Source organism: Aestuariimicrobium ganziense, assembly GCF_015352975.1.
In the GTDB taxonomy this organism is placed as follows: Bacteria; Actinomycetota; Actinomycetes; order Propionibacteriales; family Propionibacteriaceae; genus Aestuariimicrobium; species Aestuariimicrobium ganziense.
Genome location: NZ_JACYIZ010000004.1, coordinates 213,784 through 237,934, shown reverse-complemented (window position 1 = coordinate 237,934; position 24,151 = coordinate 213,784). Strand labels below are relative to the sequence as shown.

Here is a 24,151-nt window from a genome sequence, read left to right as displayed (position 1 = left end):
TGAGCCCGAGGTGACCGTCCTTCAGGGTGGTCAGGCGGGCAGTCCTGGCCGGTTCATTGCCGACATCAGGGCGGGGCGGCGGCGGTAGACCTCGCGCAAGCGGGTGATCTCGGCGTCCGCCTCGGCTCGGTGGCCTGCCGTGTCGTGGAGGGCGCGTGCCTTGACGAGGAGATCGACGATGGCCGGGTACCGCTTGGAGTCGGGTGTGGTGAGGGACTCCAGTACCTGAGCCAGGCACAGGCGGCCCGCCCGGAGCGGGAAGTCGTCTTCCGAGGCGTCTACTAGTTCGCGCCACGCATGGCCGGCGCCGAAGGCATCCGCCGCCTCCCACGCGCGCGTGACGTTCCCGTCGGCGAGGTGGAGCCTGACGAGGTGGGCGCCGCCGCTGCTGTGCGCCCGCAGGGTGGCCTGCTCGAACGCCCACGTGCGTTGTTCGTCCTCAGATCCGCACCGTTCCGCCACGGAGATCAGCAACCTGAACGCGTCCACGGTGAGGTCGCGGTCGAACAGCGTCCGCGCGATCGCGAGGGCGGCCTCCGGACGCCTACCCTCCAGGTAGGCGTCGACGGCGTCCTCGACGGGCACGATGGCGGGTCCCGCCCGCCAGGCGACATCCACGCAGCCTTGGGTGACTGCTCGGTCCAGCCACGCGAGGACGTCAGCCGGCCGTCCGGCGTCACGCAGTCGGCGGAGGATCTCCCGGTAGTACGAGTGGTCACCTCCGGACAGCAGGGCGACGGCCCGGTCAACGTCGCCGTCGTGGTCGGCCAGTTCCAGCAGCATGTGGTCGATCTCGCTGCGGTAGGGGTCGGCTGCCGGTCCACCGCCGCCGAAGGTCGCGACACTAATGCGGTAGGCGTCCCAGGCGGGCTCGTCGAACGCGTGGGCCACGGCGTCCAGCGCGAGCGATGGCCAGCCGCCGTACTCGACCCGGAAGTCGACCACCCAGCGGGCGAGGGTGACCGGGTCGGGGTGCCCTTCGGCCGCGCGGCCGAACAGTGCCGACGCTCGTTCGGCCACCTCGAGCAAGGCGTCCGCGTTGTCGGCGTCCCGCGCCAGGTCGCCGAGCCGGGTGAGTAGGTGCTGGAGCACTCGTCGCACCACGGGGTGGGCGCCGCCGTCGAGGTGCCGCTCCAGTTCGTCGACGGACTCCTCGACTCCTTGGATGCCGTCGTCGACGTCTTCGTAGAAGGGGTCGTGGTAGTCGAGGTCGACTCCGGCCAGCGCTGCGTCGACGGCCGCCAGGAGTTCGGAGGCGGTCGGTTCGTCCTCGGGTGTGGCGCGCAGCTGCAGCGATCGCATGGCCTCGGGGCTGTACCCCGCCATCTCGAGTACCAGCGACTGCAGCGCATCACGGTCCATCGAGCGCAGGAACCGCTCGATGTCTCGCGTGACCGGATACCGCACGCCGCCGGGCCCGATCACGTTCCTCACCCGCTGATTATCGCGAACCGTCGGCACGCGGCCCTGCGCCGTCCGCGTCGTCGCTTCCGTGAAGCGTCAGGCCGACTTCACGCGCGCCGGCGCATCACAAGCCTCTGGCAGGTCGTGTCGGGGGCTACGCGGGGCAACGCAGGTTTGACTACCCGCTTTGGTCAGCTCCGGCCGTGTCGTGAGTCGCGTTTCGATGCCGCGGAGCCCGGTGGGGCTACGTCAGTGACAACGGCGGATTGGTGGTCTTCCCGCGAACCCACGCGGAAGGACCACGGCCATGAACATCACCGAGATGTTGGGTTTGCAGGACGAGCGGATGGCGTCCGTCGCCAACGAACACTGGGCAGGATGGGTCGCCTTCGAGCCCCGGTTGGGGGTCGTCGACGACCCGGCCGGGCTGGACGCCTGGCGACGAGCGGCCGATCCCGCGATCGCCAACGACGTCCTGCTCGGCCTGGCCCGGTTGGCGGCCTTCGATGGCGCCGACGACAGGGAGGCAGCGCTGGTGCTCGCGTGGCTCCTCCTCCCGATCGCCCTGCGTGTGCGCCGACGGTTGGGACTGGCCGACGATCGGGTCGACGAGGTGCTGGCCGCCCAGTTGTGGGTGGAGGTCCGCGGGCTGCCGTGGCGGCGTCCGCACTGGGTGGCGGCGAAGGTCGCAGGTCAGCTGCGTGAAGGGGTGCTACTTGATTGCGGGGCGCCCACGCACCACATGCCCCATCGGCTCTCGATGGTCTTGCTGGGCCCCGTCGACCCGGCTGACGATCGGTTCGTCGAGGACGACGACCCGGCGGCCGAGTTGGCTGAGTTGCTCGCCTGGGCGTGCGCCGAGGACGTCATCACCAACGAGGACCGCGAACTGCTGGTCAATCTCATCGAGGCCGCGAAGACCCTCCAGGCCGAGGGCCGAGCCCGTGAGGGCGGAGTGGCCGGCCTGTCGAGCCGTCAGCTGAGCGCCGTCGTGGCCCAGGAGTGGGGCGTGTGCGCCCGGACCGTGCGGCGTCGCACTGCTCGCTGTGTGGCGGCTCTCAGCGGAGCCGCCGTCGAGTACCTGAACGCCGTGGGCTGACTGTCCACCGATGACGGGCGCGGCCCGTTAGGGATGGCGGAGGTGATGCCGAGATGACCAGCACTCCGGCCGAGGTGGCCGCCCTGTTGAAGATCGCGGCCATGGAGCCGGAGACCCTGGACGACCTGGACGGCTGTCTGCGCAGGCTCCGCGACGTGCAGAAGGCCAGACGTGAGCTGGCCAAGGTGCCCCCGGCCATGCTTTTGTCCGGACTGCTGGATCGGCATCCTCGGGGCGGTGACCCGTCGTGACCGCGCACAGCGTGGCCGAACTTCGGGACGCGTGGCGCGCGATCGAGGCGGGCGAGTTCGCACACGGACCCCGGTCCGCGCCCGTCGCCCGGAGCGCCGCGACCGTCTGGACGCCGGCGCCAGGCGAACGGGTGGTCGCCGTCGTGGGCTGCGCGGGCGGAGTGGGTGCGTCCACGGTGGCGCTCGCGCTGGCCACCGCAGCCGGGGTGCCGGCCCGGGTGGTGGAGTGCTGCTCTCCGTTGGCGTCCGGCTTCCCAGCCGCAGCGAATGCCGAACTGGGGACCGAGGGTACTTGGCGCCGCGGCAGTCGTGGCGACGTTCTACTGGAGCGCCCCGTCACCAGCGACGCGACCGTGCCGGTTCCGACCGAGTCGTCGGTCGAGTGGACGGTCGTGGACGCCAACTGGACGACCGCGTCAGGCATGGGCGCCGGGTGGCTGGGGTCAGTGCTGCGCACGCTCGACGACGTCGTCCTCGTCACGAACGCCACCGTGCCAGGGGTCGGCCGCCTGCAGTCCTGCGCCGAACTCCTCGGCCGCGACGCGCTCGGGGTGGTCGTGGGACCCACGATCAAGCGGTGGCCGCGTCCGGTCAAGGTCGCCTCGGCCGGGATCCCCGCGCGCGTGCACATCGCCGACTTCCCGCTCGACCCACGCCTGCAGGTCACCGGCCTGACTCCCGACCCGTTACCCGCCCCGCTGCTCAAGGCGGCCCAGAACGTCCTCGCCCTCCTCCGAAAGGAACCGACATGAACCCGCTGATCGTCCCGCTGAAGATCTGCCCGGTGGCGCCCACGGGCGTCGCCGCCTACACCGACCAGATCTCAGGCATGGTCCTGTGGTCGGTGCTGTGGCTGTTCGGCATCGCCGCGCTGGTGTCCGTCGGGGCCATCCTCGTCTGACGCGCCACGCACTCCCCGCACCTCTCGAAGGGCGGCATCATCGGCCTCGCGGGCGTCCTGGTGCTCGCCGTGGTGCTGATGGGTGGCTACGGGATGCTCAACGGCATCCTCGGCGACGGCTGCGTCGGCTGATGTTCCGCGGTCGCCCACCCCGCCCGGCGAGGTCAGCCGAGGTCGTCCCGCTCTCGCGCACCCAACTGCTGGCCGTCCTCGCGGGGCTGCTGCTGGTGGGCGGCGTCCTGCTGTGCGGGTTGGGCTACACCCTGGTGTCCAGCTTCTCGGCGGGAGCCGCGCCTGACGGCGTCCAAAGCAGCGCTCACCCGGACGCCGACCCTGACCAGCGGCGCGACCTCATCGCCGCAACGCCGATGGCTGAGGTGGCCCAGGACGCCGGCCTCACGCCGGGGGGGGGCGATCTCCCCGCCTCCCGCGATCAGGCTGCCCGCCGCCACGACCGTCGGCGCCACCGGGGTGTCGTCCGGCTTCCCGCGCACCCCCGAGGGCGCGGCCGCCCAGCTGGCGGCCATCGAGGTGCGGGTGCTGTCGGCGATGTCGCTCCCGTTGGCCACGGAGATCTACCGCGACTGGTCAATGCCCGGCGGGGTCGGCGCGGCGGACTGGTCCCAGACCCGCAACGTGCAGTCGTTCCTGACCCACGCCCGGCAGTCCTCGAACCAGTTGGACCCCGGCACCCTGGTCAGCGTCACCCCCGCGGCCCTCCAGATCAAGGGGACCGACGGCCCCGACTGGGTGGTCGCGTGCGTGCTGCTCGACGTGCGCGCCGCACCCAAGGCGGAGGCCCGCATGGGTTACGGCAGCTGCGAACGCATGCAGTGGGCCGGCGACCACTGGCTGATCGGCCCCGGCGCCCCGCCCGCTCCGGCCCCGTCGACGTGGCCTGGTTCGGACGCCTCCGTCGAGGCCGGCTGGCAGCCGGTCGCCTCCAACTGAAGGAGCAACCATGCCCATCGATCCGTTCGGCCTGCTCGGCTCGGCCATCGCCAACGCGGTGACCGACAGCCTGACCGCGGCCATGCTCGCGCTGTGGAACGCCGGCCTGTGGGTGCTCCGGGCGGTCCTCGAACTAGAGGACGCGATCCTCACCCCGAGTCTCGGCGAAGGCGGACCGGTCGGCGAACTGTACGCGACCACCTTCTGGATCGCCCTCGCGCTGGTCGGGATCCTCATGCTCGTCCAGGTCGGCGTCGCCCTCGGCAAGCGGGACGGGCACAGCATCGGCCGGCTCCTCGTCGGCGCCGCCCAGTTCGGTTTCGTGTGGTTCGCGTGGGTGGGCTACGGCGTCACCCTGGTCGCCGCCTGCAGCGGCCTCACCAAAGCCCTCATGCAGTCACTGCTCAACGTCACCCGCTGGAGTGAATGGGAACCCTGGGAACCGTTCACCGCCAGCGACATCACCAACGGCACCGTCGCCGTCATCCTCGGCATCATGGGGATGCTGCTGTGGCTTGCCGCCATCGGACACACCCTGGTGATGGTGGCCCGAGCCGCCTCCCTGCTCGTGTTGGCCGCAGTCACACCGATCGCAGCGGCCGGGCTGGTCACCGACTTCGGACGCGGCTGGTTCTGGAAGTCGTTCCGCTGGTTCCATGCCGCCGCACTCACCCCGCCACTGATGGTGCTCGCGCTAGGCATCGGCGTGAGGATTACCACCGAGGTGGCGGTCGGCGGTGAGGACGACGTTCTCAAGTCGATCGGGACGGCTTTCGTCGGGGTCGTGTTGATCTGCGTCTCCTCGTTCTCGCCGTTGGCGCTCTACAAACTCTTCGCGTTCACCGACCCCGGCAGCACGTCCGGGTCCGCCCTGCGCGCGGGCCTCGCAGCCGCCGGTGGCATCGGCGGCGTCCTCGCCGGTCGCCAGACCGGCAGCAGCGCTGCCACCACCACCGACGACGCCGGACGCACCGCTGGCGAGGACGGAGCCGCGGCGACCACGATCGGCCGATTCGCGGCTGGCATGGGCCCGGTCGGTCAGGCGCTCTCGACCGGTATCGGCGTCATGGCCGCCGTGGGCGGAACCGTCGCGGCCATGGGCGCCGATCAGACCAACCAGATGGGGGTCGGCCACAACAACTTCCCGCCCGACTACTCACGCCGCGGCGTCCGGGCTGGCAGCGGTCAGGCGGGTTACCACGACGGCGCCACCAGCGAGCCCACCAACCCCGGCGACCGCAGTGTGGACAACGGCTTCGACGGCAGCGGGTGGGGCGGCCCGCCCCCGGACGGCGACCCGACAGTCTCGCCTTCTGGACCCGGCGCGCTGCTGCCTTCAGGGACGCCAGCGGTCACGGGGGCGCGTGGAGGCACAGCCCCGAGGGGTGCTGCGAGCACGTCTGAGGTCGTGGAAGTCGCCGAAGTGGCCGCGTTGTAGCTGCCCGACGCCCATCCGCTCAATCCACAGCTAGTCTCACCGGGCGGCTCAGCGCGTGAGGGAGAGGTCGAAGCGGCGCGGTTCCCAACTGATCAAGCCAGCAAGGCTACCGCGGGCCCGTCAGGGGTGTCTGGGATTCCCATTGGAACACAGCTGGCGCTGTTGGGTACCCGGTGTAGCCCGCGGCGATTCCTTCCAGAGCCTTCGTCTCCACCACGTTGAGTCGACGAAAGGTCAGGTAGTCCGGTCCTCCTGACTTGCACACCTCAGGCCAACTTTGTGGATTCGCCGGCTCATCGCTCCTTGTCAAAGCGATTTGGCCGCCCACTTCGGGGCACTAATGCGAGGCTGGAGTTGGCCGCTGAACGCCATCAGAGCCGGGCAGATGGATGACCGCTTCGAAGCCGTGGCCCTCATCAACCTGAGCCGTGACGACCGTTCACGACGCCTTGGAGCGCCGGGTGTCGGCCACCACACGCTGACAGCAGCCCCCAGGGCGGACTCCAGAGACACGTTGAGACCCTGACGAGGGCCCTGCTGGAGTCGCACCTGGCAAGTTCCCGCCTCATAGGCCTCAACGACACCGAGGCCAACCTGCGCATGAAGCCCGCTGACGTGGCCTGGCCCCTACGTGAGCGGAACTCGCTGGAGATATCGACCCGCGTGGAGGGCACTAAACATGTGCAAGTCGGGCTAGACCGCGCCCAACGACGGTACGAGGCAACGTTCCCGCACGCGGCCCCGCGCGACCAAGATCGCAATCTCGGCCGTTGAGCACCGGGGCTCTTCTCGGCTACGAGCCGCCAATCTGTTGACCCACTGAATGCTTGACTCAGGATCGCTGCGAAGCGGGTAGCCGCTCCTGTCCGCCGTCGCTTAGGGACCGAAAGCGCCCAATAGCCGCCCGGCGCCGTTGCGCGTGACCGGGCGCGTCATCAGACAAACTTTCCTGCAAGCGGACCAATTCCAACAATAGTTCGTTGAACGTCGTCGATCGGCGTTCGCCAGAAAGTCCGTCGCTCTCCAGACCGAAATGCGGCTCCGAGAATCCAGAATGAGCGTAGATTTCAAGACCATGTACTGGTGCCCATCTGGTTACTCCTCTCGAAGCAGCCGTTTCTGCATCCGGGGAATCGTTGCGGCCACGTAGCTTGACGTTCAATGAAACGCACCTCCCGAAGAGCTTCCGTTCAGTGTACATGCACGGAGGTCCCGCGCCAGTGAATCCGTGCGGGCGACTGCCCAGAGCCCCGCAGCCAGCTGTGCCACAACGAAGAGCCACCCCCCGTAGGTGTTCCATGGTTGCCAAGGGGACGCTGGCAGCGACAGCCACAGTCCGAACATGCCTGCCGTTACTCCGATGAAGCCGGGCATGGCGCGCGACAGGATCGGGATGGGGACTCCGTTGTCGGCGCGCGGCAAGGGCTGGGCGACTGCGCCAAGCGCCAGCGCTGCCAGAAGGACTCCGGCGACGGCGCTTGGGTTATCCAATAGAACCAGGACGGCAAGGAGCACGGCAGAGACAAGCGCCAGGACGGCCATACGCATCGTTGAGCGCCCAGGGAGTTCCCGGTGCCGAACTCCGAGGTACAGAGGCAGAGGATAGAGGGAGGCGGATCCCAGGAAGCCAGCCAAATGGTCGCCGCCCCGGTGATCGAGCGACCACGACACCGGTGTCTCGGCCTCCGGCCGCAACTCGACCAGCCGTGGCAGCTCCCGCCGACGTTGAACGAAGGCCGCATGCGAGATGAACTGACCCTTGGGTGGCGTCAGCGAGCATGTGTAGTGGCCGGTTCTTTTCGCCCATGGCAAGTGAAGCCTCAGGGTTGTGGGCATCGCCCCGAACAGATAGAAGCGCGCCGGAAACTGGATCGCGTTGTCGCCTTGGTCGCTGATCTTGCTGTCTGAGTAGTGCCGGCGAGTTGAGAACTCCACGGTCACTTCCCCATCGGTTAAAGGGACTCGAAGAAGTAGGAGGTACTTGGTGCTTAGTCGATTGCACAGCATGCGCAAGCCGCGCACCGCACGTTCATCGACCGTCAAGCCTTGAATCCCCCGGGTAGCCAGCAAACCGCCATCATTGGAGAAGCATCTTCCCATCAACTCGCTGGCTTTGGAAGGGGAGGAGCGTGGCAGTGTGATCAGCCATTCAACAACCTCAATGAGCTTCTCGTAAGTGGCGTCTATTAGAGAATCGCTCGCTGACGAGTTCCACTTCATGCTCTCCAACACCGTCGCCAAGCGGTAGCGAATAGCAGCTTCGGCGATTCTGCGATGCTCTGAATGCGGCACTACCGTGACACCGGGAGTCAAAACCTCCACGGACGCGAGGCTACCTTTGTCTGGATGTAGAACATCGACGTAGAAGTACGTAAGTTGCTTCTCCAGTTGACGAGTGTCGAAGGTTAGGGATGTGCGTGAGATAATAGACCGATCCCCGATAGTGAAGTGCTCAGTCGCCCGGGTGATCACCCGATGGGGGTCTCTCATGAGCTGAAGAAGGACGTTCACGAGGTCATCATCCGACGGAGGGCGCCGTCGAACCGCCTCGGGGCTCCGCTTAGGAGTTGCGCTGGCCACGTGCAAGCCTTCCATTCTCGCTGTGGCGCAGAAGCGGTCCAGTTCCCTTCATGTTGCCCATTATGGACGCTAGCGATCGGCGCGTGAGCCATTTGGGGCAGACCTGCCTCATCGCAGAAGAAGGTCACCCAGCCTAGTCCTCCGAGTATAGGATCATCTTCCTTCCTCAGACTCGGACGTGGCGCGCTTGGCACTTCCGTGGATGTCGTGATCATCGCGTCCAGCGGCATCCCACGCCTCGAGGTCAGACCCTCGGCGGAACGCTGGAGGATATTGGAACCACAGCGAGCGTTCCTTCGACAAGCTCGGGACCTCGACCCAGCCCATCAGCGAGCTGCCACGGCCGCTCCGGGATCCTCTCTCTGGGTCGGGTCCGCAAGGGTTCGAACACCCACCACCTCGCTGAACTTAAGTGGCGAGAGACGGCGTACATGCCACATCCAATGAATGCTCCGTGGTAGGCGAGCTCAGATTGAAGCTCTCGGAGTTGTCCACGAGCGCGAGCAAGTGCCCGCTATGTAGGTGACTAGCGACCAGCGCGCACCTGTCGTGAGGAGGCCTCATGAACTCCCAGCCCCGCGGACTGTTCCCCGGCACCGAGTTGTGGTTGCAGTGGGCTGACCCGCACGGCGTCCGCCACGACGACGATGGCAAGTCGTTCAACGAGGTGGCCCGCGACTACCAAACCAGCCACGCCAACAGCGAGCTGCTCGCACCGGACCCGTCCGGCTCGCCGTCCGCAACCCACCAGGCGGCTGCGAGTACGGCCTACGCGCGGGCGTTGCTGATCGTGGCCACCATCGAACACCGTGGCGGCGACCTGGACGTCTACCCGGTGCAGGTCTGCGACTCGGATGGGAGGATCGTCGCGCGTCGCTCGTCACCCGATGAGTCGTGGGAGTCCTTTGCTGGGCCGACCGTCGCACCAGACGACCCCGGAGCGCTGGGCGACCAACACGGCGCTGGGGTTCCGGCCGTGACCGAACCGGAACTGCCCCTGCCTGATGTCCCCCTCATCGTGGAGGACCTGCTCGTTGAGGCCAAGCAACTCGCGGACGCGGGCGCACCGCCCGAGGTGATCGAGAAGATCCTCGACCAGGTCGACCCCCTGCGAGAAGGCCGCGGCTGATGACCGGCTACCGCAAGCCGGTCAGCGACGCGGACCGGGCTGCGGCCGCCGAAGCCCGGCAGGCCATCCTGGACAAGCTCCGCGCCCAGCTCCGCGACGGCATCCTGGCGTTGAACGATCCGCAGGCATGGCAGGAGTGGCTGAGGTTCTCCGCCCAGTTCCACCGCTACTCCATGGGCAACTCGATGCTCATCATGCTCCAGGACCCGCAGGCCACCCACGTGGCTGGGTATCAGGCGTTCAAGGCGATGGGACGCCAGGTGCGGCGCGGGGAGACCGGCATCAAGGTCCTCGCTCCGATCACCCGCCGAGAGTCTCGCCTCGACGACGCTGGCCAACCGATGCGCGACGACCAGGGCCACGTCTTGCACCGGACCCACGTGGTTGCGACAAGACCAGTCACGGTGTTCGATATCCGGCAGACAGACGGGCCTCCGTTGCCCGACCCCAAGGTCGGCGAGGCCACCCTCCTCACCGGGCAAGCCCCCTCCGGACTGTGGGACCGCCTCCAAGGCCTCCTCGAGGCACGGGGATTCGACGTACGTCGCGGCGCGGACCTCGGGGGGCCGAACGGCTACACCGACTTCGGCCGGCGGCTCGTCATGGTCCGCGATGACGTCGACGACGCGCAGGCCGTCAAGACCCTCGCACACGAAGCCGGTCACGTGATCCTCCACCCAGACCGGCAGGGCCGCGATTGCCGGGGGATCATCGAAGTCGAGGCCGAATCGGTCGCCTACATGGTGACCAGCGCCCACGGTCTCGACTCCAGCCAGTACACCTTCAACTACGTCGCTGGCTGGGCCCTCAACGCGGTGACCGAGCAGCGGGACCTCGCCGACATCCTCCGCAGCACAGGCCAGCGTGTCATTGGCGCCGCAGACCTCATCCTTCAGGCCACTCAGCCGGCTCCGACCATCACCGACAGCGCGCTCGATGCTCTGGAGACTGACATCCGAGTTCAGACGGACCCCACGCGCTGGGAGGCAGTCACCGTCGGCCAGGCCATCACCCCCGAACCGCCGACCGTGCCTTCGCCGGCGCTGGTCCCCTCAGTGGGCCGCTGACCATGACGATCGCGATGGACGAACTCTCCTCACCCGGCCCATGCGACAGCGTTGCGTCGTCGACGCGGCGCTTGCCGCACGACCTCAAGCGGAACGGTGCCCGCGCCTCCCTGTTGCTGCGAGCGGTCGGTGTCGGACCTGCCAGGCCCCACCGCGCACAGGAGGGAGCCGAACCTGTTCCTGCACGCGTCCCTCTGCGCTGGCTCGCCAATGATCCCGGTGCGGGCTCCGCCTATGCTGAAGGGCAGCGATGGACGCGAGATCCGCGCGGATCTCGGGTTCGTAGCGATTCCCCACGTATTCCCCACGACAAGGTGACGCAATGGCTACGGCCCATCAAAATACCTTGTCAGAGTCCATTCGCATTGGATAGAAGAGAGCTTCAACTCCTCTCTCGCGCACAAGCGGAAAGGCCCCGATGATTCGGGGCCTTTTTCCTTGCGACAAGGGATTTCCGCGCGAAGGTGGGCGCTTCCCCCGGCGGGGCCACAACAACACGCACAACCGAACCATTCCCCGATTGTGCGGCGACGAGCCGGCACACAACCACCACGAAGGGTCAGCGGAATTGGGGATGAACCGCTCGTCCCCAGCTGGCGAGGTCGCCCCAGGCGTCCGGCGCGTCCAGCGGATTGTCCTGCCAGGCGCGCACATCGGGGTCACTCTTTTCGGACTGCGCGATGAGTGCGGCCAGAGCTTGGTCGAGCAGTTCTGGGTCGGAGGGCGTTCCGGCGCACTCCCGCGCCTGACGCAGGAGGTCGCCGTCGACGGTGATGTTGAGCGCGACACGAGCCATAGCCCCAGAGTGTCACGTTCATGCCGCAGGACGAAGGTCGTCTGAGGAGGCGGTCTCGACACGGTCGCTCGTCCCTCGCGAACCACTCGACCGGCCGTGGGGGGAACCGAGAGGCGGATCACTCCGGGTACTCCCGGAGTGATCCGCCATTCGGATGCGAGCCCGACCTCAGCGGGTGAGGAGCAAGTCCTCCGGCTTGCCGTCGACCTTCCAGATCACCTTTGGCGGCTCGACCTCGGTCGTGGCGACCACCAGCAGCACCTTGTGCTCGGTGGCGGGCTGCACGTAGCGCTCGATCGAGGCATCCCCCTGCACCCGGATGTCGGCGGCGGCCAGGGGCAGCAGCACGGCCCAGGTCTCGGTGCCACTGCTCGGTCCGCTGGTGTCCTTGCGGTACAGCACCGACGGACCTGAGGTCTTCACAGCACCCATGGTCAGGGTGGACTCGTCGCTGATCCCCCACCACTGGCCGTCGACGAACGCGTTGAAGGAACTTTCGGGGATCTCGATCTGCCTAGGGTTGCGCCCCTCCTGATTGCTGACCAGGCCACGGCTGTCGACCCAGTACAGCGGGAACAGGTTCTCGTCCTCGCCGTTCTCAAGCTGGTTGAAGCGCACCAGGAAGACCGAGAGGTCGGTGCCCGGCACGGGCTTGGAGACCTGGGTGTTGGCACCCTTGGAGGGACAGAGCAGGTACGCGGGCTTGCCGACCATGATCCCCATCACGTGACCCTTGGTGACATCGCCGGCCGACCAGGTCGCTCCACGGTCGGGCAGGTCGCTGCCGCCCCACAGTTCTGGCCAGGTGCCGTTGGGATTGGAGACCCTCATCTTCACCGTGGGTTGGGTGGCCCCCACTCGTCCGATCGCTGCCCGGTTGACCTCGAACCGGAAGGTCTTCGGGTCGTCGGCGTGCTCGACGCCGAAGGAGTCGGGCAGCCGGTCGAAGTCGATGGTCACCCAGTCGGCACCACCATCGGCGGGCTGCGCCCCGCGGGGCAGGCGGTCGTCGATCACGGCGGCCCCGAGCCCGAGCGCGGCCAGCACGCCGAGACCAGCACCGCCACGCAGCAGGTTGCGTCGGGTGACGGCCCGCTGGCCCATGCCCAGCACGGCGTCGGGGTCGATGTCGAGGTCGGGGGTGTCGGTGTTGCGCAGACTCGTGCGCAGGTCGTTCTCGAAGTCGGTGCTCATGCTCGTGCTCCCTGTTCCATGGTCTGGGTGTCGGTGGCGCGCCCGCTCAGCGTGCGCAGGGTGGCCAGTCCGCGTGAGCAGGCTGACTTCACCGCCCCCAGAGAGATGTTGAGTTCGTTGGCGACGTCCTGTTCGGCCAGGTCGTCGAAGTAGCGCAGGACGATCACCGTGCGCTGTTGGGCGGGGAGTTGGGCGAGCAGGCGAACCAGCTCGTCACGGTCGTCCACGACCTGGAAGGGGCTGCGCGGCTGGGCACGTTCGCCGTAGTCAGGGATCGGCAGGTCGCGATGCTTGCGATGGTTGTCGATGTTCTGGTTGGCCATCACCCGGCGGCAGTAGGCGGGGGCGTCGTCGCGACGCACCCGCTTCCAGGCCAGGTAGGTCTTGACCAGCGCTTGCTGCAGCAGTTCGCTGGCTGCTTCACGGTTGCCGGTCAGCAGCCAGGCGGTGGACGACAGCGACGCTGTCGACTCCGCCACGAAGGCCGCGAACTCGTCGTCGGCCTGGCGCTTGCTGGTGAACATCAGGTGCCTCTCTGTGTGGACACCATGCTCTACGGATGAGTGCCTGCGAAGGTTGCCTCGCCGCTGGGTGAAATCGCGCGAGTTCGGACGACGCCGTCATCGCTCTCAGCGTGCGTAGGTCAGCCGCACCACGACCGCTCGGTGGTCAGAGCCGGGAGAGTCGACCACCCACGACCCGCGGGACGCGTCGTAGGGCTTGGCGAAGACGTGGTCGATCCGCGCACCCGCCCAGGTCGGCCAGGACGAGGGCCAGGTGCCCATCGCGTTGGTGCCGACGGTGGCCGGCCGTACCCCGGGATCAAGCGCGGCGTGGTCGAGGGTGGCGTTGAAGTCGCCGGCGGCCACCACGTGGCGTTCGGCCCGGATGGCCTGCGAGGCGTTGCTGACCGTCCCTCGCCAACTGCGCGACCAGACCGCGTGCTCGCGGTGCCACGGCGGCACCGAGGGCGGCGGAACGGCGTGCACCGTCATCAGTACCGGTCCGTCGTGACCGACGGGATCGGCAATCACCAGACCTCGTTGCAGCCCTTCACGCACCCGGTACTCCCCCGCCTGCGGGCTGACCAGCAGGGCGTTCGGCCAGGGCGACGACACCGCGAAAACCTGCCACCCCGGCTCACCGAGCGCCGCCAGTTCGGCCGCCACCTTCTCGGCATGGTCGCGCTCGGACTCCGGCAGCGCGACCATCGTCGCCCGGGAGCCGTGGGCGAGTCGAGCGATCCAGGCCGGGTCGACTTCGTCCCACAACGAGTTCAGCGACACCACGGTGAAGTCGTCGTCGCCAACCGGGGACGAGGCGATCTGCTCGATCGTCGCAGGCGCGTCACCGACGCCACCCCGTGACCAGACCACGGCGCCGTGCACGGCGACCGAGCAGGTGAGCACGACCACCATCAGGCTGGCCATCACCGCGCCGAAGCTGCCCACACCACGTCCAGCCCGTCGAGCGCGGACTTGGCGGACAAGCAGCACCACCCACACCAGCACCGCCACCACCAGGGCCACCAAAGTGAGTGCCAACAGCAGCGTTCGGAAGGCGACCAGTTGCCCGATCGGGGTGACCATCGACAAGCCGCTCGCCCTGGGGAAGGTGAACACTCCGACCACCGCGGTGGCCGCCACGAAGGCGAGCACCGCCAGGATGCGTCCGGGTCGTCTCACCCACCCAGCCTGCCCGACGCGGGTGGCACACCCAAACGCGCTGTTCGCTGATCCACAGTCAGGTCGATGTGCCCGGTCAGGTCGGTCTTCCCGTTCAGGGCACAATGACTGCCATGGCCTCCTCGACCACACGCCGCGCACGCCGGATGCAGGTGGAGCGCTGGTTCAGCGACCGAGGTCTGGCCGAATTGCTCGAGGGCAACCGCTTCGCACCGACGTCAGCCGCCGGGCGGTGCGTCCCCTGGTCGTGCGGGTGGCCGCGTTCATGGGCGTCTTCACCGCCTTCTACTACGCGGTCGCCTCGGCCACCGACGCGGTGCGGCGCGACGGGGTGGACGACGCCACCGAGACCGGCATCCGTGAGGCCTGCGCGGTCCGCCTGGTGCTGGTGAGCGAATCGCTTTCGGGCACGGAACAGGCTGCCTGACCCGGTCGGTTCCGACGCATTGGACATGTTTGCGGTGGAGGGCGCAACAGCCCTAGTCTGGTCGCAGGTCGGTTCCCCTCCGACCCACGCGGCACACAGCACGACCACCCTGCATTCCCCCTCGCAGTTGATGGACGTCGCCGCACACTGCAGGACCCCGGATCCCCCGACCCGGGGTCTTGCTTCATTTGCGGGTCCGACTGGAGCGAGGGAACGCTGGAAGCTCAGCGCACCAGCCGCAGCCGCCGCAGCACGGGGGCGAGGAACTCGTCCACCTCGACGATGCGCATCAGCTTCGACGCCCCGAGGAAGATGCCGACGAACAGCACCCCGGCCACACCCAGTTCGAGCAGGGCGCCGACGAAGCCGCTGCTGAAGCGTCCGATCACCCAGGCCACACCGTGAGCCACCAGGCCGGCGAACGCGGCGGCGAGGGTGAGCCTGACGTAGAGCCGCCATACCGTGGCCAGGTTGAGTCCCTGCAGTTGCCGGCGGGCGACCAGGACGAACACGATCGCGGCGATGCCGTTGGCGATGGTCTGGCCGAGGGCGATGGTCACCACGGCCCAGTGCTTGGGCACGACGAAGGCGAGCAGGCCGAAGCCCATGTGCACGGCGGTGAGCAGGCCCTGCAGTGCCAGGTTCGTGCGTCCGTCCTCGCGGGCGAAGCAGTAGCGCTGCTGCAGCGTGGTGAGCCCGAAGGCCATCGTCCCGATCGCCATGGCGGCCAGCACCCAGGCCACGTCGACCTGCTGGTCGTGCACCATGCCGGGGAAGACCACCCGCACCACTGGGAGCGCCAACGCCACCAGGCCGAGCGACATCGGGATCACCGCCACCGCCGGCAGTGACATGCCCCGGTTGAGCAGGCGCCGTGCTTCGGGCAGGTCGCGCGCGTTGAAGGCCCGTGACATCTGCGGGTAGAGGGCAGTGAGGATCGAGGTGGTGACGAAGCTGTGCGGCAGCATGAACAGCAGGAAGGCATACTGCTGCACGGCGACGCTGGCCACGCTCTCGTCCTGACCACGGATCACGGTCATCGCCCACTGCAGGAAGAGCCCACCCAGCTGGGCGAGCACCAGCGCGGTGAAGGTCCAGCCCAGGATCTTGGACGCCGAGCCGAGCCCGTGACCACGGAACCCGAAGCGGGGACGCCAACGGAAGCCGCCGCGGTACAGCGGGATCACCAACGCCAGTCCCTGAACCACGATGCCCAGGGTCGACGTGCCGCCGAGCATCCACACCATCGAGGACGACCAGACCGCTCCCCCACCCTGGGGCCCCCACAACGCCAGGAAGCCGATCAGGCCGGCGATCTGGACGAGGTTGGCCAACACCGGCGTCCACATGAAGGCAGCGAACTGGTCGCGGGCGTTGAGCACCTGCCCGAGCACGGCGTACAGGCCGTAGAAGGCGATCTGGGGCAGGCAGATGAAGGCGAACGCGACGGTCAGTTGGTGGTGGTACTCGGGCAGATCGGTGGTCAGCCTGATCAGCAGCGGAGCGGCGACCGTGGCGGCGATGGCCACCCCGAAGACCAGCAGCAGCGAGGCGGTGAGCAGTCGGTCGACGAAGTCCTGGCCGCCGTCGTCGCGAGCCATCGCCTTGGTGATCTGCGGGATGAGCACCGCGTTGAGCACGCCGGCCGACAGCAGGATGTAGACGTAGTTGGGCAGCGTGTTGGCGATGGCGAAGGCGTCACCGCCGAGGGTGGCGCCCACCGCTGCGGTCAGCAGCGCGGCGCGAACCAGACCGAGCACCCGGCTGGTGAGCGTGCCGGCCGCCATCAGCGCGGAGTTGCGTCCCAGGGACGCTGCGGCCGAGGGCTTGGCCGAGGTCTGGGCCGCCGAGGTCATGGACGCACGTTACTGCGTGGCTGCCGGTGGAGCCGTTCAGCGACGCGGGCGATCAGCGGCCGGTGCCGGCGTAGACGACGGCCTCGCCCTCGGCGTCCAGCCCGAAGGCGGTGTGGGCGGCACGCACCGCGTCGTCCACCTTGTCGGCCTCGACGACCACCGAGATGCGGATCTCTGAGGTGCTGATCATCTGGATGTTGATCTCGGCGTCGGCCAGGGCATTGAAGAACTTGGCGGTGACGCCGGGGTGCGAGCGCATCCCGACCCCCACGATCGAGACCTTGCCGATCGAGTCGTCGTAGAGCAGGTCCTGGAAGCCGATGGTGTCCTGCTGGGCGCGCAGGGCCTCGATCGCCTTCTTGCCGTCCGACATCGGCAGGGTGAAGGTGACGTCGGTGCGGTTGCTGTCGACGTTCGACACGTTCTGCACGATCATGTCGATGTTGATGTCGGCCCTGGCCACGGCATCGAAGATGCGGGCGGCCTCACCGACCCGGTCGGGCACCCCGACCACGGTGATCTTCGCCTCGCCACGGTCGTGGGCGATGCCGGAGATGATGGCCTGTTCCATGGGATTTCCTTCGTTGATGTCGTTGAGGTCCTTGACCCAGGTGCCGGGCTTGTCTGAGAAGGACGACCGCACGTGCACCGGGACGTTCTCGCGCCGGGCGTACTCCACGCAGCGCAGGTGCAGGATCTTGGCGCCGTTGGCGGCCATCTCGAGCATCTCCTCGTAGGAGATCTCGGGGATCCGCTGCGCCCCGGGGACGATCCGGGGGTCGGCGGTGAACACGCCGTCGACGTCGGAGTAGATCTCGCAGTAGTCGGCGCCCATCGCCGCAGCCAGGGCGACCGCGGTGGTGTCGGAGGCGCCTCGTCCCAGGGTGGTGATCTCCTTGGTGTCGTTGCTGACCCCCTGGAAGCCGGCGACGATCACGATCGAGCCCTCCTCGAGGGCGGCCTGGATGCGTCCGGGCGTGATCTTGAGGATGCGGGCGTTGCCGTGCTGCTCGGTGGTGATGACGCCGGCCTGCGAGCCGGTGTAGCTCTTGGCGACGTGGCCAAGGTCTGACAGCGCCATCGCCAGCAGGGCGGCGGACTGGCGCTCGCCGGTGGTCAACAGCATGTCGAGCTCGCGCGGGGCCGGCTGCGGCGAGACCTGGTGGGCGAGGTCGAGCAACTCGTCGGTGGTGTCACCCATCGCCGAGATCACGATGACCACCTCGTGGCCCTCGCGCTTGGCCGCCGCGATCCGGCGTGCGACCCGCTTGATCGACTCGGCGTCGGCGACCGACGACCCGCCGAACTTCTTCACGACCCTCGCCATGGCACCTCCTGTTGCTCCGCGGCCATGCTAGCGAGGCCGGATGCAGCGCAGCGTCCCCGCCGGTGGGTGGTCAGGTGGGCGCTGCTGGGCAAGGGGGCGAGGAACGAGCTCCAGTTCTGCAGCTCTCGGCCTTCCTGCAGCTCCGGCTTCGGTTTGTGGCGCGAAACGCGCTGTCAAACGCGTGTTTCCCGCCACAAACCGATCAGGCCCCTGGGGGACGAATTCAGCTCTCGGGCATCTTGGGGGTCTCGGCCTTGGGTTCGGGAGCGTCGAACTCCGGAGTGCCGGCCGGCTCGGTGGGTGCCGGTTCGGTGGGCTGCGCGGGCTCGGTGGGGGCGGGCTCGGTGGGGGCGGGCTCGGTGGGGGCGGGCTCACTGGGGGCGGGCTCGGTCGGGGCAGGTTCGGTCGGTTGGCTCGGCTGCTCGTCGGCGTTGTTGGGCAGGCCCAGGCGCCCCTCGATCCAGTCACCGGCCTTGTCGACCATGCCGGAGTGCTTGCCGCCGGTGCGGGCGTCCACCGCGTCCTCGATCTTGTCGATCACGCTGCGGGTCTTGTCCGGGTTGTCCTGGGCGTAGTCCTTGGCCTTGTCGATGTACTCACCGGCGTTCCCGAACTGCTGCTGGTCGGTCATCGCGTCCTCCTGGGTCGGGGATGGGGTGACCACAGCGTGGCAGGCTCGTCCTCCGCGCCGCAGGATCTGGGCCCAGATGAACGAGCTTCGCCTCACCGCTCGACGAGAACGACGACACCTCCCCCGGGCAGCTCGATGGCATCGTCCTCGTCGCCACCCAGCAGATCGCGCGCCGGGCACCGCAGACCCAGCTTGACCGCCTTCCTCGACGGGTTGAACACGAAGGTCGCCGCCCCTCGGCGGGCCACCTCGCAGCCCTGCCAGTCCTCCGACGACCCGGCCAGCACGGGGATCGACGACTCGACGCCGGCCTGCTGCAGGGCGTGCTCGACCAGTCGATCCAGCATCGGCGCGGGCAGGTCTGCCCCGACGAGCACCATGCGGTGCCGCGGCGACGAGACCACGACAGCATCCAGGTCGGGGTACAGCGGGTCGTCCGGATCGACAGACACCAGCACCTCGGCGTCGTCCACCCTGACCTGGTCGGCCCAGACCTGGGCGCGGCCGTCGCCGAGCAGGTCGGAGCGCAACGCCAGACCACTGCCGGCCAGCGGCCAGGGCTGCTCGACCACCGCGCCGAGCAGGTCACTCAGGCCGACCGGGAAAGGCCCCTGGTGCACCCCGCCGGTCTCGTCGGTCACCACGGTGAACGGCCCCAGCACCAAGCCAGCCCCACGCTCGACGACACCGCGCAGGTTGCTGATCGCGTCATCGGCGACCACGTGCGCGATCGGTGCGAGCACCAGGTCGTAGCCCGACAGGTCGTCCGAGGCAGCGCGCAGGTCGACCGGCACCCCGCGGCGCCAGAGCGGCTGGTACCACGACTGCAGCACCTCGATCGGGTCGCGGGTCTTGCTCGGCATGGTGGGGTCGGTCAGCGCCCACCACGAGTCCCAGTCGAACAGCAGGGCCACCCGTGCCGCCTCGTGCACGCCCACGAGTGACGACAGCCGCGCCAGGTCGTCCCCGATCTCGACCACGCCACGGTGCAGGCGAGCGTCGGCCCCGGCGTGCGGCAGCATCGCGGAGTGGAACCGTTCGGCGCCGTGGTGCGACTGGCGCCACTGGAAGCTGAGCACGCCGTCTGCCCCGTGGGCCACGGCCCGCAACACGTCGTGGCGGCGCTGCACGTCGGTCTTGGCGACATTGTGCGGGCGCCAGTTCACCGCGCCCATCGCCTGTTCCATCATCATCCACGGCTCGTTGCGCAGCGAGCGCATCAGGTCGTGGACGAGCGCCGCGCGCACCGGCCCGCCCTCGAGGTCGCCGGGGTCCTTGTAGTGGTCGTCGGTCATGATGTCGACCTCGCCCGCCCACCGCTGGGAGTCCACACCCGGGTAGAACCCCATGAAGTTGGTGGTGATCGGGGCATCGCCCACCAGCGGACGAAGCACGTCGCGCTGCTCGGTGAAGAGCCGCAGCAACGCGTCGGAGGAGTAACGCCGGAAGTCCAGGGCGTGCGACGGATTGTGGTGGTAGGGGGCCGTGCGTGGTGGCAGCACCTCGCTGAAGTCCTGGTAGCCCTGGCTCCAGAAGGCCGTGCCCCAAGCCCGGTTGAGCCCCTCGATGTCGCCGTGCCTGTCGGCCAGCCAGGCCCGGAACGACTCCGCGCACAGGTCGCAGAAGCAGGTCGGGCCGTACTCGTTGCCGATGTGCCACATCACCACACCCGGATGGTTGCCGTAGCGCTCACCGAGCCGTCGGGCCAGCTCACGGCAGGCATCGCGGTAGGCCTTTGACGAGGGGCAGTAGTGGTTGCGGGCACCGTGGTGGGTGCGCACCCCACGCGCGTCGACGTACAACGCGTCCTCGTGGGCCAGGCCGAACCACGGCGGTGGTGAGGCGGTCGGAGTGGCCAGGTCGACGTCGATGCCGTTGCCGTGCAGCAACTCGATGACCTCGTCGAGCCACTCGAAGTGCCACTGGTCCGGGCCGGGCTGGAGGGTGCTCCAACTGAAGATGCCGACCGAGACCAGGTTGACCCCTGCGGCCTTCATCAGCGCGACGTCGTCGCGCCACACCTCGGGGCTCCACTGTTCGGGGTTGTAGTCGCCGCCGTAGCGGAGCCGCTCGCCCAACAGTCCGCTCATGCCCGGCCGCCGACGACAGCCGACCAACCCTGGGGTGCGTCCGGGGCCTCGACCTCGACACCGTGGGCGGTGGCGGTGACGGTGTAGCGAACCGGGTCGGCACCGACCCTGGGCACCAGCACCTCGCGGGACTGGCCCTCGTCCAACTGGTAGGCCTCGAGCCTGACGCCGTCGGCCCAGTCGTAGTCGGGACGATCGGTCACCGAGCCACGCGCCAGCACGGAGCCGGGCCGCACCATCAGCGGCAGCGAGTCGAAGCCGTGCTGCTCGCGCAACCAGCGGCCGCCCTCGACCACCTCGCCGGTGAGCAGCCTCGTCCAGCGACCCTCGGGCAGGTAGTACTCGACCATGCCGTCGGCGCTGAACACCGGCGCCACCAGCAACGAGTCACCCAGCATGTACTGGGTGTCGAGCGTGGCGGTGGCGGGGTCGTCGGGGAACTCGACCACCATCGGACGCATCACCGGCACGCCGTTCAGGTGCGCCTGCTCACCCATCGCCGCCAGGTAGGGCATCAGCGACATCTTGAGTTCGGTGAAGGTGCGGGTGACGTCGACCGCCTCGTCGTCGAAGGCCCACGGCACCCGGTAGGACGACGAGCCGTGCAGCCGCGAGTGCGAGCTGAGCAGCCCGAATGCGACCCACCGCTTGAAGATCGCCGGGTCGGGCAGCCCCTCGAAGCCGCCGATGTCGTGGCTCCAGAACCCGAAGCCGGACGAGGCCATGCTCAGCCCCCCGCGCAGCGACTCAGCCATCGCGGCGAAGGTCGACTCGCAGTCGCCGCCCCAGTGCACCGGCAGCTTCTGGCCGCCAACGGTCGCCGAGCGGGCGAACAGCACGGCCTCACCCTCACCACGCTCGCGCTCGAGCAGGTCGAACACCACCTGGTTGTAGAGCTGGGCGTACCAGTTGTGCATCCGGTGCGGGTCGGACCCGTCGTGCCAGACCACCTCGGTGGGGATCCGCTCGCCGAAGTCGGTCTTGAAGCAGTCCACGCCCTGGTCGAGCAGGCCCTTGAGCTTGTCGGCGTACCACTGGCAGGCGTCGGGGTTGGTGAAGTCGACCAGCGCCATGCCGGCCTGCCACATGTCCCACTGCCACACACTGCCGTCGGCCCGGGTGACCAGGTAGCCGTGCTCGACACCCTCGTCGAACAGCGCCGAGCGGCGGGCGATGTAGGGGTTGATCCAGACCGAGACCTTCAACCCGCGGTCGTGCAGCTTGCGCAGCAGGCCCTCGGGATCGGGGAAGGTGACCGGATCCCAGGTGAAGTCGCTCCAGTGGAACTGGCGCATCCAGAAGCAGTCGAAGTGGAACACGCTCAGCGGCAGGTTGCGCTCGGCCATGCCGTCGACGAACGAGAGCACGGTCTGCTCGTCGTAGTCGGTGGTGAACGAGGTCGACAACCACAGCCCGTAGCTCCAGGCCGGCACCCGGGCGGGCCGGCCGGCCAGTCCGGTGTAGCGCTCGAGCACATGCTTGGGCGTGGGGCCGTCGATCACCAGGTAGCGCAGCCGCTGCCCGGGCACCGAGAATTGCAGGCGCGAGGCCACCTCGCTGGCGATCTCGTAACTGACCCGGTCGGGGCTGTCGACCAGCACGCCGTAGCCGCGCGAGCTCAGCTGGAAGGGCACGTTCTTGTAGGCCTGCTCACTCGAGGTGCCGCCGTCGGCGTTCCAGATGTCGACCGACTGCCCGTTCTTGACGAAGGGCCCGAACCGCTCGCCCAGGCCGTAGACGTACTCGCGGATGCCCAGGCTCAGCTGTTCGATGACGTGGTGGCTGCCGTCGTCCAGTTGGGCCGCACCGACCGAGCGGGCGCCGGACTCGGTGAGCAGCACGTCGTCGCGCCAGAACTGCAGGCTCCACGGGCCCTCGGTCGCGACTCGGGCGCGCAGGCTTCCGGTGACCAGTTCGACGAAGCCCTCACCCTCGACCACCTCACCGTGACCACCACGGGGCAGGTCGAAGGCCGGGTGCTCACGCGCCACATGGAAGTGCTCGATCTCGACGGCGACGACCTCGGGGGCCGGGGAGTCGAGCCTGACCGTGATGATCGGCCGGTTGAGGGTGTCGCCCCGGTGCCGCAGCGGCCCGGTCGGGGCGTGGAACACCAACTGCCGCCCACGCACCTCGTACGACTCGACCTGGGCCGGCCGCAGCATCTGCTTGACGTTGTCAGCGAGCATCCAGTAGCCGTCGGTGAACTTCATCTTTCCTCCATCGAGTCATGGCGTAGTTGGGGTCGGTGGTGCATGGCGTGGGCCGCATCCCCATCCTGAGGGGTGGGCTGGAACAATGTGGCGTGTGGAGAGCCGGGTCGAGGTGTCGGGGATCAGTGAGGTCGCCCGACTGGCCAAGGTGTCGCCCTCGACCGTCTCGTACGCCCTGAGCGGCAAGCGGCCGATCTCCGAGGCCACCAAGCAGCGAATCAGCGCCGCCATCGACGAGCTGGGCTACCAGCCGCACGCCGGGGCGCGTGCCCTGGCGTCGCAGCGCACGCGCACGTTGGCGCTCGTGGTGCCACTGCGCAGCGGGATCGACCTCAACGTGATGATGCAGTTCGCGGCCGGGGTGCTGACCAGGGCCCGCGACCACGACCACGACGTGCTGGTGCTCACCGACCGGGACGAGACCGGGCTCGCGCGGGTCGGTCGGGGACGCATGGTCGACGGTCTGGTGGTCATGGACGTCGAGTCCGCCGACCCCCGGATCCAGGTGCTGGCCCAGTTGCGCCAGCCGTCGGTGCTGATCGGGGTGCCGGACGATCCGATGGGCCTGAGTTGCGTCGACTTCGACTTCGCGGCCGCAGCCCGGCTGGCCGTCACCGAGCTGGACGGACGAACCCGCGCGGGTGCGCCCCTCGCTCTGGTCGCCTCGCCCCCAGCCGTTTACGAGCGAGGCACCTCGTTCGCCCTGCGCCTGCGCGGTGCCTTCGTCGAGGCGTGCCACCAGCGCGGACGTGAGGCGATCGTCGTCCCCTGTGAACCGACGCCGGCCAGCGGACGCGCTGCGGTCGCCGCACTGCTCGAGGCCACGGACCAGCCCGGTGGCGTCCTGATCCACAACGAGTTGGCTGCCCCCGGCGCCTGCCCGGCTGCGCGTGAGGCGGGAATGGCCTCGGTCTGCATCGAACCCGAGTCGCTGACCGACGGGCCCGCTCCCGGCGGTGACCGCCTGGTGATCCCGATCTCGGCGCAGGCGATCGGGGCCGCTGCGGTCGACATGCTGATGGACCAGGTGGAGGACGGTGGTGTGGCCGGGGTGCAGCTGATGGCACCCCGGCTCACACGCTGACGACCCGCGAGTTCGTCGCGTCACCGTC

Annotated in this window: 22 protein-coding genes; 10 read left to right on the top strand and 12 right to left on the bottom strand. The window is 68.6% G+C overall.

The annotated features are described in order from the left end of the window. Positions 1-30 precede the first annotated feature (30 nt). Positions 31-1,434, bottom strand: coding sequence for a hypothetical protein (locus IE660_RS09245; protein ID WP_203568070.1), 1,404 nt, complete (start codon positions 1,432-1,434; stop codon positions 31-33). 277 nt (positions 1,435-1,711) lie between these two features. Here IE660_RS09245 and IE660_RS09240 point away from each other — a divergent pair, with 277 nt between their 5' ends. The 4 genes from IE660_RS09240 (at position 1,712) to IE660_RS09225 (ending at position 3,655) form a co-directional block, all read left to right on the top strand. Beyond that, entirely contained in the window at positions 1,712-2,503 is a 792-nt protein-coding gene (locus IE660_RS09240; protein WP_203568069.1) for a hypothetical protein, read from the top strand. 53 nt (positions 2,504-2,556) lie between these two features. After that, on the top strand, positions 2,557-2,754 hold the full coding sequence (locus IE660_RS09235) for a hypothetical protein (RefSeq protein ID WP_203568068.1): 198 nt from the start codon (positions 2,557-2,559) through the stop codon (positions 2,752-2,754). 131 nt (positions 2,755-2,885) lie between these two features. After that, positions 2,886-3,506, top strand: coding sequence for a hypothetical protein (locus IE660_RS09230; protein WP_203568067.1), 621 nt, complete (start codon positions 2,886-2,888; stop codon positions 3,504-3,506). Next, entirely contained in the window at positions 3,503-3,655 is a 153-nt protein-coding gene (locus IE660_RS09225) for a hypothetical protein (RefSeq protein ID WP_203568066.1), read from the top strand. Before IE660_RS09230 ends, IE660_RS09225 begins: the two co-directional genes overlap by 4 nt. 164 nt (positions 3,656-3,819) lie before the next feature. On the opposite strand, the gene IE660_RS09220 is transcribed toward IE660_RS09225, so the two are convergent. After that, positions 3,820-4,122 (bottom strand): hypothetical protein, encoded by a 303-nt coding sequence (locus tag IE660_RS09220; protein WP_203568065.1) that lies wholly within the window; start codon positions 4,120-4,122, stop codon positions 3,820-3,822. A gap of 4 nt (positions 4,123-4,126) precedes the next feature. On the opposite strand from IE660_RS09220, the gene IE660_RS09215 reads away from it, so the two are divergent. Next, on the top strand, positions 4,127-4,606 hold the full coding sequence (locus tag IE660_RS09215; protein ID WP_203568064.1) for a hypothetical protein: 480 nt from the start codon (positions 4,127-4,129) through the stop codon (positions 4,604-4,606). Between the two features lie 10 nt (positions 4,607-4,616). Further along, positions 4,617-6,044, top strand: coding sequence for a hypothetical protein (locus IE660_RS09210; RefSeq protein ID WP_203568063.1), 1,428 nt, complete (start codon positions 4,617-4,619; stop codon positions 6,042-6,044). Positions 6,045-7,202: 1,158 nt separating this feature from the next. Here IE660_RS09210 and IE660_RS09205 read toward each other — a convergent pair. After that, positions 7,203-8,366, bottom strand: a complete 1,164-nt coding sequence (locus IE660_RS09205; protein WP_203568062.1) for a hypothetical protein — start codon at positions 8,364-8,366, stop codon at positions 7,203-7,205. Between the two features lie 820 nt (positions 8,367-9,186). On the opposite strand from IE660_RS09205, the gene IE660_RS09200 reads away from it, so the two are divergent. Continuing rightward, the gene (locus IE660_RS09200; protein WP_203568061.1) at positions 9,187-9,753 is read left to right on the top strand and encodes a hypothetical protein; all 567 of its coding nucleotides are present in this window, start codon (positions 9,187-9,189) and stop codon (positions 9,751-9,753) included. Beyond that, complete coding sequence (locus tag IE660_RS09195; RefSeq protein WP_203568060.1) at positions 9,753-10,820, top strand: ArdC-like ssDNA-binding domain-containing protein; 1,068 nt, start codon at positions 9,753-9,755, stop codon at positions 10,818-10,820. The genes IE660_RS09200 and IE660_RS09195 overlap by 1 nt, the downstream gene beginning before the upstream one ends. Before the next feature lie 559 nt (positions 10,821-11,379). On the opposite strand, the gene IE660_RS09190 is transcribed toward IE660_RS09195, so the two are convergent. The 4 genes from IE660_RS09190 to IE660_RS16400 all read right to left on the bottom strand — a co-directional run bounded on the left by IE660_RS09190 (position 11,380) and on the right by IE660_RS16400 (position 14,495). Beyond that, a complete protein-coding gene (locus IE660_RS09190) occupies positions 11,380-11,616 on the bottom strand; it encodes a hypothetical protein (RefSeq protein WP_203568059.1) in 237 nt (78 codons plus the stop codon). A gap of 168 nt (positions 11,617-11,784) precedes the next feature. Beyond that, positions 11,785-12,810 (bottom strand): hypothetical protein, encoded by a 1,026-nt coding sequence (locus tag IE660_RS09185; protein ID WP_203568058.1) that lies wholly within the window; start codon positions 12,808-12,810, stop codon positions 11,785-11,787. Then, entirely contained in the window at positions 12,807-13,334 is a 528-nt protein-coding gene (locus IE660_RS09180; RefSeq protein WP_203568057.1) for a SigE family RNA polymerase sigma factor, read from the bottom strand. Before IE660_RS09180 ends, IE660_RS09185 begins: the two co-directional genes overlap by 4 nt. Before the next feature lie 105 nt (positions 13,335-13,439). Then, positions 13,440-14,495: an endonuclease/exonuclease/phosphatase family protein gene (locus tag IE660_RS16400; RefSeq protein ID WP_203568056.1), complete on the bottom strand. Its 1,056-nt coding sequence runs from the start codon at positions 14,493-14,495 to the stop codon at positions 13,440-13,442. Between the two features lie 232 nt (positions 14,496-14,727). Between IE660_RS16400 and IE660_RS09170 the strand changes: the two genes are divergently transcribed. After that, positions 14,728-14,922: a hypothetical protein gene (locus tag IE660_RS09170; RefSeq protein ID WP_203568055.1), complete on the top strand. Its 195-nt coding sequence runs from the start codon at positions 14,728-14,730 to the stop codon at positions 14,920-14,922. 224 nt (positions 14,923-15,146) lie between these two features. Here IE660_RS09170 and murJ read toward each other — a convergent pair whose 3' ends face one another. From murJ to yicI, 5 genes are all read right to left on the bottom strand, one after another. Then, entirely contained in the window at positions 15,147-16,778 is a 1,632-nt protein-coding gene (gene murJ / locus IE660_RS09165; protein ID WP_203568054.1) for a murein biosynthesis integral membrane protein MurJ, read from the bottom strand. 52 nt (positions 16,779-16,830) lie between these two features. Then, a complete protein-coding gene (locus tag IE660_RS09160) occupies positions 16,831-18,105 on the bottom strand; it encodes an aspartate kinase (protein ID WP_203568053.1) in 1,275 nt (424 codons plus the stop codon). A gap of 223 nt (positions 18,106-18,328) precedes the next feature. Then, the gene (locus tag IE660_RS09155; protein WP_203568052.1) at positions 18,329-18,736 is read right to left on the bottom strand and encodes an antitoxin; all 408 of its coding nucleotides are present in this window, start codon (positions 18,734-18,736) and stop codon (positions 18,329-18,331) included. Between the two features lie 92 nt (positions 18,737-18,828). Further along, positions 18,829-20,826 carry a beta-galactosidase gene (locus tag IE660_RS09150; protein ID WP_203568051.1) on the bottom strand — a complete coding sequence of 666 codons (1,998 nt, stop codon included), beginning with the start codon at positions 20,824-20,826 and terminating at the stop codon, positions 18,829-18,831. After that, a complete protein-coding gene (gene yicI / locus IE660_RS09145; protein ID WP_203568050.1) occupies positions 20,823-23,039 on the bottom strand; it encodes an alpha-xylosidase in 2,217 nt (738 codons plus the stop codon). Before yicI ends, IE660_RS09150 begins: the two co-directional genes overlap by 4 nt. A gap of 94 nt (positions 23,040-23,133) precedes the next feature. On the opposite strand from yicI, the gene IE660_RS09140 reads away from it, so the two are divergent. Then, positions 23,134-24,123, top strand: a complete 990-nt coding sequence (locus tag IE660_RS09140) for a LacI family DNA-binding transcriptional regulator (protein WP_203568049.1) — start codon at positions 23,134-23,136, stop codon at positions 24,121-24,123. Positions 24,124-24,151: the final 28 nt, after the last annotated feature.

What these genes read in the sequence shown, in the direction of transcription:
- IE660_RS09180 (WP_203568057.1), bottom strand. Translation starts at nt 13,334, where the DNA reads ATGTTCACCAGCAAGCGCCAGGCCGACGACGAGTTCGCGGCCTTCGTG.
- IE660_RS09195 (WP_203568060.1), top strand. Translation starts at nt 9,753, where the DNA reads ATGACCGGCTACCGCAAGCCGGTCAGCGACGCGGACCGGGCTGCGGCC.
- IE660_RS09150 (WP_203568051.1), bottom strand. Translation starts at nt 20,826, where the DNA reads ATGAGCGGACTGTTGGGCGAGCGGCTCCGCTACGGCGGCGACTACAAC.
- IE660_RS09190 (WP_203568059.1), bottom strand. Translation starts at nt 11,616, where the DNA reads ATGGCTCGTGTCGCGCTCAACATCACCGTCGACGGCGACCTCCTGCGT.
- murJ (WP_203568054.1), bottom strand. Translation starts at nt 16,778, where the DNA reads ATGACCTCGGCGGCCCAGACCTCGGCCAAGCCCTCGGCCGCAGCGTCC.
- IE660_RS09235 (WP_203568068.1), top strand. Translation starts at nt 2,557, where the DNA reads ATGACCAGCACTCCGGCCGAGGTGGCCGCCCTGTTGAAGATCGCGGCC.
- IE660_RS09200 (WP_203568061.1), top strand. Translation starts at nt 9,187, where the DNA reads ATGAACTCCCAGCCCCGCGGACTGTTCCCCGGCACCGAGTTGTGGTTG.
- IE660_RS09160 (WP_203568053.1), bottom strand. Translation starts at nt 18,105, where the DNA reads ATGGCGAGGGTCGTGAAGAAGTTCGGCGGGTCGTCGGTCGCCGACGCC.
- IE660_RS09225 (WP_203568066.1), top strand. Translation starts at nt 3,503, where the DNA reads ATGAACCCGCTGATCGTCCCGCTGAAGATCTGCCCGGTGGCGCCCACG.
- IE660_RS09155 (WP_203568052.1), bottom strand. Translation starts at nt 18,736, where the DNA reads ATGACCGACCAGCAGCAGTTCGGGAACGCCGGTGAGTACATCGACAAG.
- IE660_RS09210 (WP_203568063.1), top strand. Translation starts at nt 4,617, where the DNA reads ATGCCCATCGATCCGTTCGGCCTGCTCGGCTCGGCCATCGCCAACGCG.
- IE660_RS09240 (WP_203568069.1), top strand. Translation starts at nt 1,712, where the DNA reads ATGAACATCACCGAGATGTTGGGTTTGCAGGACGAGCGGATGGCGTCC.
- yicI (WP_203568050.1), bottom strand. Translation starts at nt 23,039, where the DNA reads ATGAAGTTCACCGACGGCTACTGGATGCTCGCTGACAACGTCAAGCAG.
- IE660_RS09185 (WP_203568058.1), bottom strand. Translation starts at nt 12,810, where the DNA reads ATGAGCACCGACTTCGAGAACGACCTGCGCACGAGTCTGCGCAACACC.